Raw genomic sequence first — 20,215 nt, forward strand, 5'->3', positions numbered from 1 at the left:
GCTGAAGGTGGCGCTGATCGCCTTCTGGAAAAACGCGCTGTCGCCGCCGATGGCTCGGACCGTCTGCAAGGCAACACCGTTGCTGCCGATGGCTCCGACCGCCTGCAAGGCAACACCGTCGCCGCCGATGGCTCCGACCGCCTGCAAGGCAACACCATCGCCGCCGATGGCTCTGACCGTCTGCAAGGCAACACCGTCGCCTGAATACATCGCTACAGCGCAACACCCATGAAAAAGCCCGGCCTGATCAGCCGGGCTTTTTCGTGCCCTGTGACAATCGCATCAACGTTCGCTTTCCCCCTGTAGGAGCGAGCATGCTCGCGATGGTCGTCAACGATTACGCTGGCGGCCTGACACTCCGTGGTGTCCTGTCGTCCATCGCGAGCATGCTCGCTCCTACAGAAGAAAAGCGCTCCATTGACCACGTCGATAGTCACCATTGTGCGCGTCCCTTCCGAGAAAACGGCCGCCGCGACATGAATGAAGTTCGCCAGACTGTTCAGGTAGCGCAAAACCTTTCGTCTGCAGATCAGCCTGACCGATAAGCCCTGCAGGTTTACGTTTGCAGGGCTTTTTCGTAGGGGCCTTTTAAGCGAATCTAAGGCCCCCCCTGCTATCCGGAGCCGCTGCATGAGCAAAACCGAGGTGCTGGCCAAAATAATGCTCGGGCCCGTGTTGTTGATGCAGGGGGCGTATACGCGGCGGGTAACGCCAAAATTGCCGGAGGCCGAGGGCGAGCGCGAAGGCATGGCAGGCGATGGTGAGGTCATGCGGCTGTTGATTCTCGGCGACAGCGCCGCGGCAGGTGTCGGGGCGGCGACCCAGGGCGAGGCCTTGAGCGGTCAGTTGGTCAGTCGCCTGGGCAAGCATTACCGGGTGTGCTGGAGGCTCTGGGCGCGCTCGGGCCTGGACTCGCAAGCCTTGCTGCATATGCTCGGACAGCACGCGGCGCAAACCTTCGATGTGGCATTGCTGTGCATCGGTGTCAACGACGTCACCGGCACGCTGAGCTGCGATCAGTGGATTGCCCGGCAACGCGAGTTGATGGACCTGCTGCCCGACAAGTTCGGGGTCAAGCTGATCGTCGTTTCCCCGCTGCCGCCGATGCACCTGTTTCCGGCATTGCCGCAGCCGCTACGCTGGTACCTGGGTAACCGGGCCAGCCGTTTCAATGCCCATCTCACAGAACTGACCAGTCGCCAGGATCACTGTACGATGCTGACAACCCGGTTGGCCCCCGTGGCCGGTGCGATGGCACGGGACGGTTTCCATCCGGGCCCGGCGATCTATAGTGTCTGGGCAGACGACGCCGCGCAGGTCATTGCCCGACACTTTGATCAATCTGCATCAGGCAAGCCTTGAACAACAAAAAAAACAGGAGTTGACGATGTCTGAACTGCAACTGCACCCCAAAGCCGCAGAGTCCTTGAGCCTATGGCACGCCATGATCCGTGCCGGCGACCTCAAGGCCCTGCCCGCCTTGCTCGACCCCCAAGTGGTGTTCCGCTCGCCGATGGCGCACACGCCGTATCCCGGCGCACCGGTGGTCTCGATGATTCTCAACACGGTCTCCAAGGTATTCGAGGATTTTGCCTATCACCGTGAATTGGCGAGCGCCGATGGCTTGAACGTCATCCTCGAATTCAGCGCAAAAGTGGGCGAAAAACAGCTCAAGGGCATCGACATGATCCGCTTCAACGAGCAGGGAAAAATCGTCGATTTCGAAGTGATGGTCCGGCCGATGAGCGGCCTGCAGGCCCTGGGCGAAGAAATGGGTCGGCGCCTGGGCGCTTACCTGGCCGCCAGCAAAGCCTGATCGCTACGCGACACCGGTCGAAGGGTCGGCACCACCTGCAATTCGACCGGGTCGCAAGCAAACGTGCAACAACGCGAACGCAGCCAGCGCTGAGCGCGATCGTTATGTACCGTTGCACGCCAGACCATGGACAGCTCCTGCACCGGCAATGCCAACGGTGCCGGCTCCGCCTTCAATCCCGCCACCGCCGCCATCACCCTGGCCACGTAATCCGGCACGATGGCCACCCTGTCGCTGTGCGCCAGCAGCACCGGCAACGCACTGAACTGCGGAACGGCCAGCGTCACCTTGCGCCGTCGCCCCAGCAGGCTCAGGGCATGATCGGTGTCATCCACGGCATTGCCCATGGACGACACCACCACATGCGGACGCCGGCAGAATTCGTCCAGCCCCAATGGGCCGGGTCGCGTATCCGCGCGCAGCAGCATCGGTCGGATCGGCCTCAAGGCCTTGCGTCGCGCATTGGCCGGCAGTTCGAGGGTGTGGCTGATCCCCACGGAGATGTCGCCATTCATCAACCTTTGCGACATGTTCCGCTGATCGACCCGACGTACGATCAAGGTGATGTTCGGCGCCTCGATCCGCAGTTGCCGCAACAGGCGTGGCAGCAGCGCGTATTCGACATCGTCGGAGAGTCCGACATGAAAGGTCGATTCGCTGGTGGCCGGGTCGAACGATTGGCAACGGCTCAACGCCGCCGCCATCCCCTCCAGCGCCGGCGCAAGGTTGCTGAAAATCTCCTCGGCCCGGGCCGTAGGTTCCATCACCCTTCCCGAGCGAATGAACAGCGGGTCATCGAACAACAGACGCAAGCGGCCCAAGGCAGCGCTGATCGTCGGTTGCCCCAGGAACAGCTTTTCGCCGACACGACTGACATTGCGCTCTTGCATCATCGTCTCGAACACCACCAGCAGATGAATATCGGCACGACGCAGGTCATTTCTGTTCATGAGGTTCGCCATCCGGCACGTGGCCACTGAGTTCGGGAAAGTGCATGAACAGGCTATGGCGCAGCGGGCAGCTCGTCTGTCGTACATGGGGACACCCCGATCATGCATTGGGTCAGCGCATTGATACTTCGGTATAGCGCCTGCACAAAAGCCCGGGATATGAATGAGTTGCGAATGTTGGCCGGCCTCGATCCAGAGCCTTCGGATGGCAGGTTTTTCGGGTTTTTTGTCCTAACGGAATGCGAACCGGTGCTTTTAGGATTGTGAAACGATTCTCCGCTCCCAGCCCGAACAGAAAATCGAGGCGCGCATGATCGATACACGAACAAAACAGCCTGCCTACGCCAACAGCTCGCCTCCCTTTCAGAAAGGAACCTGCAGCAAGATGCTGTACAACTCAGGCCAAAGGACGTCCCGCTTGCTGACCGGCATCAGCCTCAAGCCACTGGAAAACGCATTGGTGTGGCTGATGGGGCTGATCGTGGCCTTCGGCCTGTTGATCGCCACCGATACCCGCTCCGTGCTCTACATCGCATTGTTGCTGATGGCCATTCACCTGGTTTCGATCGGCGCGGTCATCGTGATTGCACTGTTGTGCATGGTGACGCTCACGTCGATGTTCCTTTATGAGGGTGGATTGCACCGCTGGGAATCCATAACGCAATGGCTGGGCAACCTGAGTGTGTTGGCGGCGATTACCCTGGTGGCGCTGCGCGGCAAACAGGTCTCTGACAACCTGCGCCACAAGGAAGTCTACATGGTGGGTGCCCAGCGCCTGACCCAGACCGCTTGCTTCGGTTTTCGCGCCGACCTTCAGACAATGGGCTGGTCGGAGCAGGCCGCGCGGATACTCGAATATCCCTCGGGCACGGCCCCTTCGGCTTCCTTGTTCCTGGCCCGTACTCACCCCGATGACCTGCCGCTGGTACTGGCCTCGTTTGAAAGGGCTGCGCGCCATGAATCCCTGATCGAGGTCAAACACCGCCTGCTGATGCCCGACGGACGCATCAAGCATGTACACATGTTCGCCACCCCGCTGTTCACCCGGCACGGATGCTTCGAATACCTGGGAGCACTGATGGACGTGACCGCCCGCAAACTGGCCGAAAAGGCCCTGTACCGAGCCCAGACCCAGTTGGCCCACGTCACCCGGGTGACATCCCTGGGCGAACTGGCAGCCTCGATTGCCCATGAAGTCAATCAACCACTGGCGGCGATCACCAGCAGCGGCCAAGCCTGCCTCAACTGGTTGAATCGCCCGCAACCCGATCTGCCCGAAGCGCGCCAGGCACTTGAGCGGATCATCGCCAGCGCCAGTCGTGCCAGCGAGATCACCCACCGGGTCAGGGCCTTGTCACGCAAGAGCGACCCGTTGCGTCAGAGCGAATCGCTCAACGATATCGTCAAAGAGACCCTGAGCCTGGTCCGCCATGAACTGGCCCATCACAAGATCAGCCCGAAAATCGAACTGGCCGCCTTCGGTGGCCAGGTCAGCGCCGATCGCGTGCAACTGCAGCAAGTGATCATCAACCTGATCATCAATGCATGCCAGGCCATGGAAAAGGTCAAGGCGCCCGGGCGTACCCTGCTGATTCGCACTTGGGTCAAGGATAACGAGGTGATGCTGGAAGTCACGGATCAGGGTGCGGGCATCCCGTCCGATGTCCTGCCGCAATTGTTCACGCCCTTCTTCACCACCAAGGAAAACGGCCTGGGCATGGGGCTTTGCATTTGCCGCTCGATCATCGACTTCCACGAAGGGCGGATCTGGGCCACCAGTGCAATCGACAAGGGCAGCTCCTTTGTATTTGCCCTGCCGATTCTGGTCGCCAACGAGCCTGGTTATGCCGCAGCGATTTAATACAAAGGTATGGCGTGGGCAAACCCACGTATGGAACGACTACCCACACGTATGAATGCCGCCGGTGTGGCCTGCACTTAATGTAGCGTCCTTTGCACGGCACGCAGCGCGCGGCGGTTGCCTGTCCAATCCCTTGGGAACCAGCAATGAACGAATATCATCCGGTCAACAAAACCCTTCATGGCGAACCGATGGTCTACATCGTCGACGACGACGCACCGCTGCGTGAATCCCTCGGTAGCCTGCTGCGATCCATCGGGTTGCGTGTCGAACTGTTCGCATCGGTCGCCGAGTTCATGGAGTACAAACGCCCGGACACCGTCAGTTGCCTGGTACTGGATGTGCGGTTGCAAGGCAGTAGTGGCCTGGACTTCCAGAACGAGCTGACCGGTGCCGGGATCAACGTGCCGATCGTTTTCATCACCGGTCATGGCGACATCGCCATGACCGTGCGGGCGATGAAGGCCGGGGCCGTGGATTTCCTGACCAAGCCCTTTCGCGAACAGGATCTGATCGATGCCGTGTGCGCCGCCCATGTGCGCGACAAGCATCGCCGCGAATCCGAACGCCATGCCGATGATTTGCGCACGCGTCACCAGACGCTCACCGCGCGGGAGCAAACGGTCATGGCGCTGGCGGCCTCGGGCTTGATGAACAAACAGATTGCCGGGGAAATCGGCCTGAGCGAGATCACGGTGAAGATTCATCGTGGTCAGGCCATGCGCAAAATGGGGGCCCGTTCGTTTGCCGATCTGGTGCGCATGGCCGAGGTGGTTTCGGCGTAACCGGTTTGGCGCCGACTATACCTACGTATACTGCGCCCCCCTTCAGGACGGCGTATCTTGCAATGATGGCGAGCGGCTTCAAGTGCCGTTCGCTACATGGGCAGGACACCCCTATGCGCAATGAAGCGATAATTGCCGTTGTCGATAACGATGAATCCGTTCGAATGGCGCTGGATAGTTTATTGCGCTCCAGCGGATATAACGTAAGAACTTACGCAGGCGCCCGCGAATTCATTTCCTCCAATGAACCAGGCACCTCATCCTGTTTGATCTGCGATATACAAATGCCCGATATGGACGGGGTCAGCCTTTATGAAGAACTGGCGTCCCTGGGTATCCATATCCCGGTGATTTTCATTACCGGCAATCCCGACGCCATGCGCCCGCCAGGGCCCCACACCCTGAAACCCATTGCTTGTTTTTCCAAACCCTTTTCCACGAAAAAGTTGCTTGCCAGTGTCGAAACGGCCCTTGGCAGAAGTAACTAAAGCCGACTGCATCAGCCCCATACTTTGGTATGACGCATTAATACCTTGGCATGTTTCGGCTGACCCTATGTAGCAGTGCCAGATGTAAACCCCTCGAATAACATCTGATCCAGACCAAACGAAATACAACTGATTTGCGTCGTTCTGCAACTTCGCAAACGTTCAACAACATTAACTCTCTTACATCACGACCTTTCCCACGCCCTCGATTGTTTTTCAGGAGCTAAACAATGAAACAACAGATTTTGATTATTGGTGCGGGCTTCGGCGGAGTCTGGAGCGCGTTGAGCGCTGCTCGTCTGCTGGACAAGCACGATAGAAACGACGTCGGGATCACCGTGCTGGCTCCTCAGGCCGAACTGCGGATCCGCCCGCGCTTTTATGAGCCCGACGTGCACAACATGAAGGCGCCCCTGAACGACTTGTTCGCGGCCGTGAACGTCAAATTCGTCCAGGGTTCGGCCCAGATGATCGACGAACACAACAAACTGGTTGGCTACACCGATGCCTCTGGCGCTCAAGGCCGACTGTCTTACGATCGCCTGGTACTGGCTGCCGGCAGCCGTCTGATGCGACCGCCTGTGCCGGGCATGGCCGAGCACGCGTTCGACGTTGACGAAATCGAGTCGGCCACTCGCCTTGAAACCCATATCAAGTCGCTCAAACACCTGCCCGCCAGCGCCGCCCGCAACACAGTGGTGGTCGCCGGTGGCGGCTTCACCGGCATCGAGACGGCGACCGAAATGCCGGCACGCCTGCGTGCCGTGCTGGGTGAAAATGCCGACATCCGGGTGATCGTGGTCGACCGCGCCCCGCAAGTCGCCGCCACCCTGGGCGACGGCATTCGACCTTCGATTGTCGAGGCATCCGAGCACCTGGGCATCGAGTGGATTGTCGATGCCACTGTCGCATCGGTCGATGCCGGTGGGGTCACCCTCGCCGATGGCCGGCGCATCGAATCCAGCACCGTGATCTGGACCGTCGGCTTCCGTGCCAGCCCATTGACCGAACAAGTGCAAGGCACCCGTGACCATCAGGGTCGCCTGCATGTCGACCAGCACCTGAAAGTCAAAGGTCATGCCGATGTGTACGCCACGGGCGATGTGGCCTATGCCGCCACCGATGACCTGGGCAACTTCGCCGCGATGTCCTGCCAGCACGCCATTGCCCTGGGCCGTCATGCCGGCAACAACGTGGCCGCCGAACTGTTGGGCGTCGAGCCGATCGCCTACAGCCAGCCCAAATACGTGACTTGCCTGGACCTGGGTGCCTGGGGCGCGGTGTTCACCGAGGGCTGGGATCGCCAGTTGAAACTGGTCGGCCAGGAAGCCAAGGACCTCAAGACCCAGATCAACACGGTGTGGATCTATCCGCCGGCGGCTGATCGTGCCACTGCGCTGGCGGCGGCCGATCCGTCGATTCCGGTGGCGTGAGCCAAAGGTCACATCGGGGTTACCGGGCGGCTGGCCGGTAACCTTCGACGCAGCATTCGGCCAAGACGCTTCAAGACGCTCACCGCAGGAAATCGACATGTATGGTTTTTTCGAGAGTCCGTATCGACTGTTGACCTTGTCCCGGGTTCTGCTGATTGGCGGATTGATTGCCTTGATCGTCGGCGCCGTTCTGGCCTACGGCCTGGATCAGTATCTGTCGTTGCCCAACGTGGTGGTGGCGCATGCGATGACGATACTCGGCCCGACGGCCATCAAGCTGGGCTACGTGATGCGCCTGCTGGCGTTCAATCGCCTGCGACGCGAACCCGGCCTGCGTCGACCTGGCCTTGCCCGGTGATGTGACGCTACACGCCTGTTTCCCGGCCGGCCTCCTCCTTGCCGGTCGGGACATTTCCCAAACGCCCGCCACCGTTCTTTCCGGCGGGCGTTTTTTCTCAATCCCGATCAATCGCAATTCCCGCTACTGATGGGCTCGACACCGATACGCAGCCTTCGCAAGTACCTTCTGCACACCAATGGAAACGCCCTTACAACGTGTTTGCCGGCATTACCCAGGCCGTGCGAGTTGCCGTTCGATAGCACCAATACGGAAGAACAAATGCCTATCATCAAACGTTGCAAGAAACTGTTATCAACCGATGCCGGCGCCTGGCTGGCCGCCATCGCCGTCGGCAGCATGATCTTCATCACCAACTCGTGGCTGAACCTGGATGTTGCCCCGACACTGCTTTACATCACCCTGGTGTTCATCTCGGCCAACGTCTTTTCCATTTCCGTTTTCCTCGCCGTCGCCTTCGGTTGCGTGGCCGTCCTGACGGCCAGTTTCATTGCCAACGGTGGCTATCAGGACGAGAAACTCATCGCCGGATTCATACGCTGCCTGATTGCGCTGACCACCATTACCCTGCTGGCGTTGCGCAGCAAACGCGCATCGGATGCCCTGCGTCGCAAAGAGGCGTTCTTCATGGGCGCGCAGAAACTGAGCCGTACCGGCAGCATCGGTTTCATCATCGACGCCCCTGCAACGATCTCCTGGTCGGAGGAGTCCGCACGGATCTTCGAATACCCGCCGGACGTCACTCCGACACTGGCGCTGATAAAGGCCCGTACCCATCCCGATGACTTGTACCTTGTCGACCGGGTGATCGAACACGCCACGCAACAGGCCAACCTGATCGAAGTGGAACATCGACTGGTGATGCCCGATGGCCGCATCAAGAACGTGCAGATGATCGCCAACCCGCTGTTCCGCCATGGCCGGCGCATTGAATATGTCGGCGCGGTGATGGACGTGACCCTCGCCCGACAGTCCGAGGAAGCGCTGCTGGCTTCGCAGGTAAAACTGGCCAACGTCAGCCGGGTGACGTCCATGGGCGAGCTGGCCGCCTCCATCGCCCATGAGATCAATCAACCACTGGCGGCCGTGATCACCAGTGGCGAATCCTGCAAGCGCTGGATCAACCGCCCCGAACCCAACCTGGAAGAAGCCCGCCGCTCACTGGACCGGATCATTCAAAACGCCTGCCGGGCCTCGCAGGTCATTACCTGTATCCGTGCGCTATCGCGCCAGAGCGACGTACAACGCAAGGCCGAGGTGTTCGATGACATCGTCAGCGACTCCTTGAGTCTCATGCAACATGACACCTCCAACCACCAGGTGCGTCCGCACCTGCAACTGGGCGCACCCGGCGCCTGTGTGCAAGGCGACCGGATTCAACTGCAGCAGGTGATCATCAACCTGATCATCAATGCCTGCCAGGCCATGGCCGATGTGCAGGATCGAGCGCGGACCCTGCGCATTCTCACCTCGATACAGAACAACGAGGCCGTGCTTGAAGTCGCCGACTCCGGCACCGGCATTGCCGAACAGGTCCTGCCATCGCTGTTCGATCCCTTCTTCACGACCAAGCAGAGCGGTCTGGGCATGGGTCTGTCGATCTGCCGTTCGATCATCGAATTCCATGGCGGACGCATCTGGGTCAGCAGCACGGTCGGGGTCGGCACGCGGTTCCTGTTCGCCATTCCGCTGACAAACCCCGGACACCCTCAATAGCGTTCAACCCTGCCTGACTGGAGAGCAATGCAATGTCTTTCGATGATTCAAACGATCGCCTGGAGCCAGCCCAATCCGTGTCGGCAATGCCGCGCAATGTCGTGTTCGTGGCTTACCCGCAAATGGGCCTTCTGGACCTGACCGGTGCCCAGACCGTTTTCTGGGCGGCGACCTACTGTCTGGGTGAACGCGGGTTGCCAGGCTATGACCTGCACACGGCCAGCCTGCAAGGCGGGCCGATCCAGACCGCCGAGGGGCTGGCCGTGCAAACCGGCAGGCTGGAGGAGCTTGCCGATACGGCGATTGATTCATTGCTTGTCCCCGGCTCCCCGCACATTCGCCAGGTCATGGCCGACAATCAGCCGTTGGTGGACTGGTTGCGCAAAGCCTCCAACAGCGCCAAGCGCACGGCATCGGTATGCAGCGGGAGTTTTTTGCTGGCCCAGGCGGGTTTGCTCGATGGCCGGCGCGCGGCAACCCACTGGATGATGGCCGGCGATTTCGAATGCCGGTTCCCGTTGGTCGAACTCGACCGCGAGGCGATCTTCGTCCAGCAGCAATCGATATGGACATCGGCGGGTGTCAGTGCCGGCATCGATCTGGCGCTGGCGCTGGTGGAGGCCGATCACGGTCGCGAAGAGGCGATGCAAGTCGCCCGCCACCTAGTGGTGCATTACCGCAGGCAAGACAACCACGAACAATGGAGCGCACTGCTGCAGGCACAATTCCGGACCGGTGCCTGACCGACCGGACTTGTCTGCGGGGAACGTTCTTGTGCCCCGGCGCCAGGCGTTCATACCCTGGTATGAACGGCTTGACCCCATGGGCTAGGCCACGGTCCCTAAGTAGGAGTGTTATCGAGCCGGCATCGAATTACGCTGGCTGCATTGAATCAATCAACTCATCGCGCCCATGCGCAGGTCCCGGGACGGTTGTCATGAACGCACGGCAAACGCTGTACATCGTCAGTCATCCGTTGCGGATCAGCCGTTATGGCGCGCACACGTCCCTGTCGGCCGCCGAACGCGTGGAGATCGTCGACGCCTTGAGCGATACATTGGGCACTACGCTGGGCATGCTCGCACAGTTCAAGCGGGGCCAGCAGAAACTGCGCAACATCAGCTTCCTGCCGGTGCAGCAGCTGTTCCACTGCCTGGTGCGCGCCAATGGCGTCTACGCCGAGTTCCTTGCCACGGTGATCGTCGACCTGGGCGGCCATGTCGAAACCGCAGCCCTCTACAGCCTCCATGACATCCACGAACCGCAGTGCCTTGCCGATTGCCTGGCTCACATTTGCCGGGGCGCGCGCCGCCTGCGGGCGCTCGATGCCTTGCTGCGCGATTGCCGCGAAAACGCCATCGACCACAAGGACAATGCCAGCAGACGTCTGCTTGATGAGTGCATCCGACACACCGCACGCTTCACCTCCCTGATAGAGGACAACCTGCCCCATGAGCAGCCCTGGTGAAGCTGTTGTTTCACCACTTTGAACCAGGACCGGGCCCGCAATGAACTCGGCCTGATTCGCCTGATCAAGTTGATAAACCGTCGAAACTACGGTGAAACTCCGAACACACATACACAAGTATACTTTTGCGCTTTTTCGCAGCGCGTATCTTGCAAAGATGACAGGTGCCAGCAATGCCACTGGCAATAACGCAAGGTTTCTACATGTTCAAACCGGCTATTATTTCAGTTATTGACGATGACGAACTTGTACTTATTGCGCTGGACAGTTTATTGCGCTCTTGTGGTTACACCGTCAACACCTATGCCAGCGCCTGTGCCTTTCTCCAATCCGATGGGCCGCAGCAAACCGACTGCCTGATTTCGGACATCCAGATGCCAGGCCTGTGCGGCGTGCAGATGTACGAAGCGCTGGCAGCAGGAAACATCCACATCCCTACGCTTTTCATCACCGGAAAGCCGGGCCCTCCTCCCGTATTCAGCACCCGCGTGCGCAAACCCGAGGGCTACTTTTCCAAACCGTTCGATTCCGACGCGCTGCTGGCGTGTATTGAAATGGCCTTGAAACGCCGGGCCTGATAAACCGAACAAAACCGGATAAGCGCTGGTTGCCGACTTCAATAACTTCGCCAAGCGAATAATTGCTTCGCACGTTTATTGCCAACAACTTAAAAAGTTTAAAAACCTCATTTACACCTCCAACTAAAGCCTCAACTTGAAGAGCCGTGCCATGCCAAAAGAAAAACTGACTTCAATCAATGGCGCCCCCGTCGCCGACAACTTCAATATTCAAACGGCGGGGCCTCGAGGCCCGGCCTTGCTGCAGGATGTCTGGCTGCTGGAAAAACTCGCTCATTTCGATCGCGAAGTGATCCCCGAGCGACGCATGCATGCAAAGGGTTCCGGCGCCTATGGCACCTTCACCGTGACCCACGATGTGACACGCTACACCAAGGCCCGCCTGTTCTCTGAAGTCGGCAAGCAGACACCGATCTTCACCCGCTTTTCCACCGTGGCCGGCGAACGGGGCGCGGCCGATGCCGAGCGTGACATTCGTGGTTTCGCCCTGAAGTTCTACACCGAACAGGGCAACTGGGACCTGGTGGGCAACAACACCCCGGTGTTCTTTTTCCGCGATCCGTTGCGCTTTCCCGACCTCAATCATGCGGTCAAGCGTGATCCGCGTACCGGCATGCGCAGTGCGCAAAGCAACTGGGATTTCTGGACATCCCTGCCCGAAGCCCTGCACCAGGTCACCATTGTCATGAGCGAGCGCGGCATTCCGCGCAGCTACCGGCACATGCACGGCTTCGGCAGCCACACCTTCAGCCTGATCAATGCCGACAATGAAAGGCACTGGGTCAAGTTCACCTTCAAGTCCCGCCAAGGCATTGAAAACCTGAGCGACGAACAGGCAGGGAACATCATCGGTCGTGACCGGGAAAGCCATCAGCGAGACCTGTACGACAGTATCGCGGCGGGCGACTTTCCGCGCTGGACCTTCTACATCCAGGTCATGACCGAGGACCAGGCCAGGGACCATGACGTCAACCCGTTCGACCTGACCAAGGTCTGGTCGCACAAGGACTATCCATTGATCGAAGTGGGCTGGTTCGAGCTCAATCGCAATCCGCAAAACGTGTTCGCCGAAGTCGAGCAAGCGGCGTTTTCGCCGTCGAACGTGGTACCCGGCATCGGTTTTTCACCGGACCGGATGTTGCAGGCACGCCTGTTTGCCTACGGTGATGCCGCGCGCTACCGGCTGGGCGTCAACCATCACCAGATCCCGGTGAATGCCGCGCGTTGCCCGGTGCACGGTTTCCATCGCGATGGCGCCATGCGCGTGGATGGCAACTACGGCAGTCAATTGGCGTACGTACCCAACAGCCAGGGCGAATGGGCCGACCAACCGGACTTTCGCGAACCACCCCTGAAAATATCCGGCGCGGCCGGGCATTGGGATCATCGCGTGGACGAGGACCATTTCGAACAACCGGGCAACCTCTTCCGCCTGATGTCGCCTTCGCAGCAACAAGCCCTGTTCGATAACACGGCACGCTCGCTGCGTGGCGTGTCGCAAGAGGTACAGCAGCGGCATATCACTCACTGCACCCAGGCCGATCCGTTTTATGGCGCGGGGGTTTCCAGGGCGTTGGCGCAATTGAATCCGTAAACACCGCACCTGTGGGAGCGAGCCTGCTCGCGATAGCGATGGTTCAGTCGACATCTGCTTTGACTGTCACACCGCCATCGCGAGCAGGCTCGCTCCCACAGGATTGCGCGGCTGGTGCAGTCAGCCGCACTTTTTACTCCGATCAGATTTCCCAGATCAGGTTCACGGCAGTGTAACGACCTGGCTGGGTCAGGCGGCCAAGGCCGGCGGCATCTTCGTCGCGGCCCTGCACATCGCTCCAGTTCCAGTACTTCTGGTCAGTGATGTTGAACAGCCCGGCGTTGATCGAGACTTGCCGGGTCACTTGCCACCAGGCGTTGAGGTCAAGCACGCCGTAGCCCGGCGTCTCGAACTGGCGGTTGATCAGCAGTTCGGCGTCACCGGTGTGGTCGACGCGATCCTTGGCCTGCACCAGGGTCCAGGTCAGTTGCCCGCCATAGACACCGCTCGGCGCATCGTAGCCCAGGCCCAGTACGGCCTTGAGCGGGTCGACACTGTTGAGGGCCTCGCCGGTTTCTTCATCCTTGCCACGGGCGTAGGCAATCGAACCCAGGGCACGGGTGCCGGCCGGCATGAAGGCGTCGAGCTTGATATCGCCCTTGGCTTCGGCGCCACGGATGGTGACCTTGCCGATGTTGCGTGGCTGGAACGTCAGCAGACCGGTGCCGTTCGGGTCCGGCACGGTGTCGGTGGCGATGAAGTCCTTGTACTTGTTGTAGAACAGCGCAATGCCGAAGCTGCCCAGGTCGTAGCGCCCGCGCAGGCCGAATTCGTAGCTGTCACTGGTTTCAGGCTTGAGGTCCGGGTTGCCAATCTGCTGATAACCGAACTGCGGGTTGCTGAATTCGCCGAACATGTTGATCGGGCTTGGCGCACGGAAACCGGCGGCATACTGGCCATACAGGCTTTCGTGTTCAGTCAGTTGATAGGTGATACCGAGCTTGGGCGAGATGTGATCGTCGGTGATGCGCGACGGATCGGTTTCCGACGGCAAGCCCCGCAGGTAGTCATCGGTGACATGCGGCGTCTGGCGGTAATAGTCGTAGCGCACGCCTGGCAACAGGGTCCAGCGGCCGATTTCGATGTTGTCCTGCACGAACAGGCCCAGCGAGTCGCTGGTCGGGTCCGGGAAGTCGCTGACCGGGAAGTTTTCCGTGGCCGGTACGGTCGCGCCGGTGTCCAGCCGCACTTCCTTGCCCGTGCGCAGGTTGCTGGCGTCGATGCGCTTGACCTCGGCACCATAGATCAGATGGTGGCGGGTATCGGCAATGGCGAACTCTTTGTCCAGCTGTGTATTGAGGCTCCACAGGCGCTCATCGTATTGCGAGTCGCGGGTGCGCAGACGGTTGACCCGGGAGGTGGTCTGGCGCTGCTGCAGGGTCTTCTGGCTGTTGCCGCTTTCCTGGTAGTTCAACTGCCATTGCAGTTTGTCGGCCAAAAGGCTGTCCAGGCTCAGGGTGTGCGCCAGGCTGTAGCGGGTGCGGTCGATGCTGTCTTCGGAACTGGAACCGAGAATTGCCGGGCTGGTCAGGGTGGCGCGGGTCACCACGTCACTGAGCAGGTTGCTGTTGGCGTCGTCCTGATAATTCTCGTAGGTGAATTGCAAACGGTCGCCGTCGGCGTAGTCCCAGCCCAGTTTGGCCAACAGGTTCTTGGTGGTGTAGTCGAGCGGGTTGGCGTCCTCGCGGGATGGACCGACGCCGCCGGTGCCACCCCAGGTATCGGTGGACTGGCCATCGCGGCGGCCCAGGTGCAGCAGGCCATCGACCGATCCTTCACGGGCCGCGAACGTGGCGCTTCGCTGCCAGCTGTCATCGCTGCCGTCATAGCCGGTCTTGAAGCGTGCGTAGGTATCGTTGCCCTCCTCCAGGTAATCGCCGGCATCCTTGGTCAGGTAACTGACCGCACCGCCGATGGCGTCACTGCCGTACAGCGAAGACGCCGGGCCACGAATGATTTCCACCTGCTTGACGGTGTCGAGGTCGACGTAGTTGCTGCGCACGTCCTGGAACGGACTGAAGAAGTTGCTTTGCGGCATGCGCACGCCATCGACCTGGGTCAATACGCGGTTGCCGTCGATGCCACGAATGTTGGCGCCGGTCAGGCCGAACCGGCTGCCGGTGCCCCCCACCGAAACACCCGGCTCATAGCGCACCAGGTCCTTGAGGTCCTTGTCGTTGTGTTGATCGATTTCGCGTTCGGTGTGGACCGAAACCGTGCTCGGCACCTGCAACAGGGTCTGCTCGGTGCGCGTGGCGGTCACACTGACTGTATCGAACTGGGTGACGGGTTCTGCGGCATAGGCCAATGAAGGCGAAAGCAGCAACAAGGACAGCCATGGGCGCTTGGCGAATGGCGGGCGAATGGACATCTAGCTCACTCCTGATGATCGAACAACCGTCACTTCGCCAGGCCCTGGGGCAGGCCTGTACCAGCGACTGTGGCTGTCCGGCATGTGTTTGATTTTGTTGTGAACGCAGCGCTGGAACGCTTTCTGTGAAGCGCTTTGACCAAACGCTCGCTTGGCAGCGGGAGGCGAAGATAAACGAGCTTGACTCGTGAATGCAAATTATTATCATGTGCGTTCTTACTAATAACCAGAACAAACGTGCATGAAGCACTTCCGGGGTTTTCTGCTGCTGTCGATTGCGCTCCATGCGGGCGCCGGCTGGCTATTGCGCGAGCTTCATACCAGGCCGGAGCCACTGGCCTGGCAGCCGCCGATGTCGATTCAACTGGTCAGCCTTGCGCCGACAACCGAGGCCATGCCGACTGCCCAACCCGAGCCAGTGCGTCGCCCGGTCGCGCCTGTACCGCCACCCAAGGCCATTGCCCCGGCGAAAGCCGAGCCGGCGCCCTCGCCCCCCAAGGCGATCGTGCGGCCAACAGCGATCGCCAAGGCATCGCCCGTGCAGCCACAGGCTCGACAGCCCGCGCCAGTGCGCCCGGCCACACCTTCAAGCGCACCGGCCGCCGTCGCACAAACCAACAGCGCTTCGGTGCCGGCCGCCACTCCCGTGCCAACAGCCGCGTCGCCAGCGCCGGTCGTTGCCGCTCCCGCACCACCGGCCACCCCCGTCGTCAGCCTGCGCCCCGCTTTCGTCACACCGCCACCGGCGCCGCGTTATCCGAACGAAGCCCGACGCCGCAACCAGCAAGGCATCGTGCGGGTCGAGGTACACCTGGATGAACGCGGGCAGCAGCTCAAGTGCGTGCTGACGCGCTCCTCGGGCATAGAGAGCCTCGATCAGGCTGCCCTCGAAGCCGTTACCCGATGGCGTTTTCGCCCCGAAATCGTCGACGGCCGGGCCGTGCCCAGCCGCGTGGAAATACCAATAGAATTCGCCCTCACGGCGAACCGATGACCCTGAAGGAGTTCACATGACCGCTCAATCCAATGCCCTGTCCGCCGCCCCGGCGCTGTACCAACGCTGGCAACAGCTTCGCACCGAGCAACCGGGCCTGCGTGCCCGCGATGCCGCTGCCCGACTGGGTGTCAGCGAGGCCGAGCTGACGGCCAGCCGCCTGGAAATCGACGCCGTGCGCCTGCGCCCCGAGTGGGCGGCGCTGCTGCCGGCACTGGGTGACCTGGGCTACATCATGGCGCTGACCCGCAACGAGCACTGCGTGCATGAACGCAAGGGTGTGTATGCCGAGGTGACGGTGATGGGCAGCGGCCAGATGGGCATGGTGCTGTCGCCGGACATCGACCTGCGTCTGTTTCTCAGTGGCTGGGCCAGCGTGTTCGCCGTCGACGAAGCCACCACCCGTGGCCCGCAACGCAGCATCCAGGTGTTCGACCGTCAGGGCGTGGCCGTGCACAAGGTATTCCTTACCGCCACCAGTGAAGAAGCTGCCTGGGCGCCGCTGATCGAGCGCTTCCGCGCTGAACAACAGGACGCCGAGCTGGATCTGCAACCGGCACCACCAGCCAAGGCGCCACGCGCCGATGCCGAGGTGGATGTCGCCGCCCTGCGCAGCGAATGGTCGCAGCTCAAGGACACCCACGACTTCTTTGCACTGCTCAAGCGCAATGACGTGGCGCGCACCCAGGCCTTGCGCCTGGCCGGTCACGAATGGGCCGAACCCCTGGCCACCGTCGAGTTGACCAAGGTCATCGAGGCCGCCGGCAAAGGCGAAGTGCCGATCATGGTGTTCGTCGGCAACAAACATTGCATTCAGATTCACTCGGGCCCCGTGAGCAACCTGCGCTGGATGGACGCCTGGTTCAACGTGCTCGACCCGCACTTCAACCTGCACCTCAAGACCACCGGCGTGACCGAACTGTGGCGTGTGCGCAAGCCGAGCGTCGATGGCATCATCACCAGCTACGAAGGTTTCGATGCCGAGGGTGAACTGGTCATCCAACTGTTCGGCGTGCGCAAGCCAGGCATCCCGGAGCGTGACGACTGGCGTGCCCTGGCAGAAACCGCCACCGTCCTGATCGACTGAGGAAGTCTGTTGATGCGTATGAAATCACTGCTGGCCTGCGCCGGCATGCTCCTGAGTCAGCTGGCCCTGGCCGATGACCTGCCCCAGCGCTGGGTCAGCGCCGGGGGCGCCTTCAGCGAATGGGTGGTCGCCCTCGGTGGCGAGCGCAAACTGGTGGGCGTCGACAGCACCAGCCAATACCCGCGCTCGCTGCACAACCTGCCGGGCATCGGCTATCAGCGTGCGCTGGCGGCCGAAGGCATCCTGGCCCTCAAGCCCGATATTCTGGTGGGCAGCGCGGAAATGGGCCCGCCGCCGGTACTGGCGCAGCTCAAGGCTGCCGGTGTGCGCATCGAGTTGCTGTCGGCCAAGGCCGATGTGCCCTCACTGCAACACAACCTGACCGCACTCGGACAATTGCTCGGCAACCCGACGCAAGCGCAAGCACTGATGGGCACTTACCAACAGCGGCTGCAAGCTCAGGCTGCGTGGGTCAAACAGGCGCAGCAGCAAAACCCGGCGCCTCGGGTGTTGATGCTGCTCAGTCATGCCGGCGGCAACCTTCAGGCCGCCGGCAAGGACACCCTGGCGGCGTGGATGATCGACCAGGCGGGCGGGAAAAACCTCACCGAGCACAATGGCTACAAGCCGATCTCCAACGAGGCGATGCTGGCCCTGGACCCTCAGGTCATCATCTTCGCAGGCGGCAAGCTGGAAGGCGATTTGGCACGGGCGGCGCTGCTTGCGCAAAACCCGGTCCTGGCGCAGACCCAGGCCGGTCGTGATGGCCGGGTGCTGGTGATTGACCCGACATTGCTGGTCGGCGGTCTTGGTCCGCGTGTGCCGGATGCACTGGGCGCACTGTCCAAGGCGTTTTATCCGTCGGTCCAGACAGCCGGGCTCCAGACAACAGAGAGCACCCGATGACCGCTATCGTCCGGCCTCGGCCGATGTTGATGACGCTGGGTCTGCTGTTGCTGTTGGTGTTCTGGTTGTCACTGGCCCTGGGGCCGGTCAGCCTGCCACTGGGCGATACCTTGCTGGCCGGGTTGCGCCTGTTCGGGCTGCCGGTCAATGGCGGCGATACCCAACAGGCCGAGCTGATCCTCGGCCAGATTCGCCTGCCGCGCAGCTTGCTCGGCATTGCCGTGGGCTCGGTTCTGGCGTTGTCCGGCGTGGCCATGCAGGGGTTGTTTCGCAACCCGCTGGCCGATCCGGGGTTGGTCGGGGTGTCTGGTGGCGCGGCGCTCGGCGCGGCCGTGGCCATCGTCGGCGGCAGCCTGCTGGGCGGGATCTCGCCAACGCTCGAGCCGTATCTGCTGTCGATCAGCGCATTCGCCGGAGGCCTGATCGTCACCGCCGTGGTGTACCGCTTCGGTCGCAGCAATGGCCAGACCAACGTCGCCACCATGCTCCTGGCGGGCGTGGCGATGACGGCGATGGCCGGTGCCGGGGTCGGCCTGTTCACCTACCTGGCCGACGACGCCACATTGCGCACCCTGACCTTCTGGAACCTGGGCAGCCTCAACGGCGCCAGCTACCCGCGCCTGTGGCCGTTGCTGATCGTGGCGGTGGGCGTGGCCCTGTGGCTGCCGCGCCGCGCAGCGGCACTCAATGCGATGCTGCTGGGCGAGTCGGAGGCCAGGCATCTGGGTTTCAACGTCGAGCGAATCAAGCTTGAGCTGGTGATCTGCACGGCGCTGGGTGTCGGTGCCGCCGTGGCGGCCGCGGGCCTGATCGGCTTCATTGGCCTGGTGGTTCCGCACCTGATGCGGTTGCTGGTGGGACCTGACCATCGGGTGTTGTTGCCGGCGTCGCTGCTCGCCGGTGCCAGCCTGTTGCTGCTGGCCGACCTGGTCGCCCGCCTGCTGCTGGCGCCGGCCGAACTGCCGATAGGTATCGTTACCGCGCTCATCGGGGCACCCTTCTTTCTTTATTTGCTGGTACGGGGGCGCACCTGATGCTGCGGGCAAACAACTTGATGGTCCGACGCGGCAGCCGCACCGTGCTGGCCGATATCGATATCGAGCTGCATCCGGGGCAAGTCCTCGGTGTTCTGGGCCCCAATGGTGCCGGTAAAAGCACCCTGCTCGCCGCCTTGTGCGATGAGCTGCCGGCCAGTGAAGGCACGGTCAGCCTCGACGGACGCACACTGGCCGACTGGCCCGGCCAGGAGCGTGCCAGACGCCTGGCGGTGTTGCCCCAGAGTTCGAGCCTGAGCTTCGCATTCTCGGTCAATGAAGTGGTGGGCATGGGGCGCTTGCCCCATGCCAGCGGTCGTGTGCGCGATGGCGAGATCGTCGAGCTGGCCCTGCGTGCCGCCGATGCCCTTCATCTGGCCGGGCGCAGCTATCTGGCCTTGTCCGGTGGCGAGCGTCAGCGCGTGCATCTGGCGCGGGTGCTCGCGCAATTATGGCCTGGCGCCGAAGGACAGACCCTGCTGCTCGACGAGCCGACATCGATGCTCGATCCACTGCACCAGCACACCATTCTGCAAGCGGTACGCGACTTCGCCGAAAGGGGCGCGGCGGTGCTGGTGGTGCTGCATGACCTCAACCTGGCGGCACGTTATTGCGATCACCTGCTGCTGTTGCAGGACGGTCGCCCCCACGCCTATGGCACGCCGGACAACGTCCTGACCGCCCAGGCGCTGGAAGCGGTGTACGGGCTGCAGGTGCTGATTCAACGGCACCCGGAGCGCGGGCATCCGCTCATCATCGCGCGCTGAAAACCGCCC

19 protein-coding genes and 2 pseudogenes are annotated in these 20,215 nt (G+C 61.5%); 19 read left to right on the top strand and 2 right to left on the bottom strand.

Features of this window, described 5'->3' with window-relative positions; genetic code table 11:
• The 4 genes and pseudogenes from ACQKP2_RS14970 to ACQKP2_RS14985 all read left to right on the top strand — a co-directional run.
• Positions 1-204: pseudogene (locus ACQKP2_RS14970) on the top strand (hypothetical protein); the annotation flags it as partial.
• A gap of 110 nt (positions 205-314) precedes the next feature.
• Positions 315-545 (top strand): hypothetical protein, encoded by a 231-nt coding sequence (locus ACQKP2_RS14975; RefSeq protein ID WP_427577465.1) that lies wholly within the window; start codon positions 315-317, stop codon positions 543-545.
• Positions 546-630: 85 nt separating this feature from the next.
• Entirely contained in the window at positions 631-1,362 is a 732-nt protein-coding gene (locus ACQKP2_RS14980; protein ID WP_427577466.1) for an SGNH/GDSL hydrolase family protein, read from the top strand.
• Between the two features lie 25 nt (positions 1,363-1,387).
• Positions 1,388-1,816 (top strand): nuclear transport factor 2 family protein, encoded by a 429-nt coding sequence (locus ACQKP2_RS14985; protein ID WP_427577468.1) that lies wholly within the window; start codon positions 1,388-1,390, stop codon positions 1,814-1,816.
• On the opposite strand, the gene ACQKP2_RS14990 is transcribed toward ACQKP2_RS14985, so the two are convergent.
• Positions 1,792-2,766 carry a LysR substrate-binding domain-containing protein gene (locus ACQKP2_RS14990; RefSeq protein WP_427577470.1) on the bottom strand — a complete coding sequence of 325 codons (975 nt, stop codon included), beginning with the start codon at positions 2,764-2,766 and terminating at the stop codon, positions 1,792-1,794. The genes ACQKP2_RS14985 and ACQKP2_RS14990 overlap by 25 nt on opposite strands.
• 385 nt (positions 2,767-3,151) lie before the next feature.
• Here ACQKP2_RS14990 and ACQKP2_RS14995 point away from each other — a divergent pair, with 385 nt between their 5' ends.
• The 10 genes and pseudogenes from ACQKP2_RS14995 (at position 3,152) to ACQKP2_RS15040 (ending at position 13,047) form a co-directional block, all read left to right on the top strand.
• Complete coding sequence (locus ACQKP2_RS14995; RefSeq protein ID WP_427577472.1) at positions 3,152-4,627, top strand: sensor histidine kinase; 1,476 nt, start codon at positions 3,152-3,154, stop codon at positions 4,625-4,627.
• 146 nt (positions 4,628-4,773) lie between these two features.
• Positions 4,774-5,412 (top strand): response regulator transcription factor, encoded by a 639-nt coding sequence (locus ACQKP2_RS15000; RefSeq protein WP_427577474.1) that lies wholly within the window; start codon positions 4,774-4,776, stop codon positions 5,410-5,412.
• A 113-nt stretch (positions 5,413-5,525) separates the two neighbouring features.
• Positions 5,526-5,900, top strand: a complete 375-nt coding sequence (locus ACQKP2_RS15005) for a response regulator transcription factor (RefSeq protein WP_427577475.1) — start codon at positions 5,526-5,528, stop codon at positions 5,898-5,900.
• 230 nt (positions 5,901-6,130) lie between these two features.
• Positions 6,131-7,333: an NAD(P)/FAD-dependent oxidoreductase gene (locus tag ACQKP2_RS15010; RefSeq protein WP_427577477.1), complete on the top strand. Its 1,203-nt coding sequence runs from the start codon at positions 6,131-6,133 to the stop codon at positions 7,331-7,333.
• Positions 7,334-7,430: 97 nt separating this feature from the next.
• Positions 7,431-7,691: a transmembrane sensor/regulator PpyR gene (locus ACQKP2_RS15015; protein ID WP_427577479.1), complete on the top strand. Its 261-nt coding sequence runs from the start codon at positions 7,431-7,433 to the stop codon at positions 7,689-7,691.
• Positions 7,692-7,952: 261 nt separating this feature from the next.
• Complete coding sequence (locus ACQKP2_RS15020) at positions 7,953-9,407, top strand: sensor histidine kinase (RefSeq protein ID WP_427577480.1); 1,455 nt, start codon at positions 7,953-7,955, stop codon at positions 9,405-9,407.
• Between the two features lie 32 nt (positions 9,408-9,439).
• A pseudogene (locus ACQKP2_RS15025) lies at positions 9,440-10,132 on the top strand (AraC family transcriptional regulator); the annotation flags it as partial.
• A 212-nt stretch (positions 10,133-10,344) separates the two neighbouring features.
• Positions 10,345-10,875, top strand: coding sequence for a hypothetical protein (locus ACQKP2_RS15030; protein ID WP_427577482.1), 531 nt, complete (start codon positions 10,345-10,347; stop codon positions 10,873-10,875).
• A gap of 203 nt (positions 10,876-11,078) precedes the next feature.
• Positions 11,079-11,453, top strand: a complete 375-nt coding sequence (locus ACQKP2_RS15035; RefSeq protein WP_427577530.1) for a response regulator transcription factor — start codon at positions 11,079-11,081, stop codon at positions 11,451-11,453.
• Positions 11,454-11,604: 151 nt separating this feature from the next.
• Entirely contained in the window at positions 11,605-13,047 is a 1,443-nt protein-coding gene (locus ACQKP2_RS15040; protein ID WP_427577484.1) for a catalase, read from the top strand.
• A gap of 142 nt (positions 13,048-13,189) precedes the next feature.
• On the opposite strand, the gene ACQKP2_RS15045 is transcribed toward ACQKP2_RS15040, so the two are convergent.
• Complete coding sequence (locus ACQKP2_RS15045; RefSeq protein ID WP_427577485.1) at positions 13,190-15,418, bottom strand: TonB-dependent hemoglobin/transferrin/lactoferrin family receptor; 2,229 nt, start codon at positions 15,416-15,418, stop codon at positions 13,190-13,192.
• 241 nt (positions 15,419-15,659) lie between these two features.
• Between ACQKP2_RS15045 and ACQKP2_RS15050 the strand changes: the two genes are divergently transcribed.
• The 5 genes from ACQKP2_RS15050 to ACQKP2_RS15070 are packed head-to-tail and all read left to right on the top strand — an operon-like array spanning position 15,660 to position 20,206.
• Positions 15,660-16,412, top strand: coding sequence for a TonB family protein (locus ACQKP2_RS15050; protein ID WP_427577487.1), 753 nt, complete (start codon positions 15,660-15,662; stop codon positions 16,410-16,412).
• 16 nt (positions 16,413-16,428) lie between these two features.
• Complete coding sequence (locus tag ACQKP2_RS15055) at positions 16,429-17,499, top strand: hemin-degrading factor (RefSeq protein ID WP_427577488.1); 1,071 nt, start codon at positions 16,429-16,431, stop codon at positions 17,497-17,499.
• A 12-nt stretch (positions 17,500-17,511) separates the two neighbouring features.
• Positions 17,512-18,405 carry a heme/hemin ABC transporter substrate-binding protein gene (locus ACQKP2_RS15060; protein ID WP_427577490.1) on the top strand — a complete coding sequence of 298 codons (894 nt, stop codon included), beginning with the start codon at positions 17,512-17,514 and terminating at the stop codon, positions 18,403-18,405.
• Between the two features lie 50 nt (positions 18,406-18,455).
• Positions 18,456-19,439 carry a FecCD family ABC transporter permease gene (locus ACQKP2_RS15065; protein WP_427577532.1) on the top strand — a complete coding sequence of 328 codons (984 nt, stop codon included), beginning with the start codon at positions 18,456-18,458 and terminating at the stop codon, positions 19,437-19,439.
• A complete protein-coding gene (locus ACQKP2_RS15070; RefSeq protein WP_427577491.1) occupies positions 19,439-20,206 on the top strand; it encodes a heme ABC transporter ATP-binding protein in 768 nt (255 codons plus the stop codon). Before ACQKP2_RS15065 ends, ACQKP2_RS15070 begins: the two co-directional genes overlap by 1 nt.
• The last annotated feature ends 9 nt before the right edge of the window (positions 20,207-20,215 follow it).

Source organism: Pseudomonas sp. NPDC089569 (genome assembly GCF_050280625.1).
In the GTDB taxonomy this organism is placed as follows: domain Bacteria; phylum Pseudomonadota; class Gammaproteobacteria; order Pseudomonadales; family Pseudomonadaceae; genus Aquipseudomonas.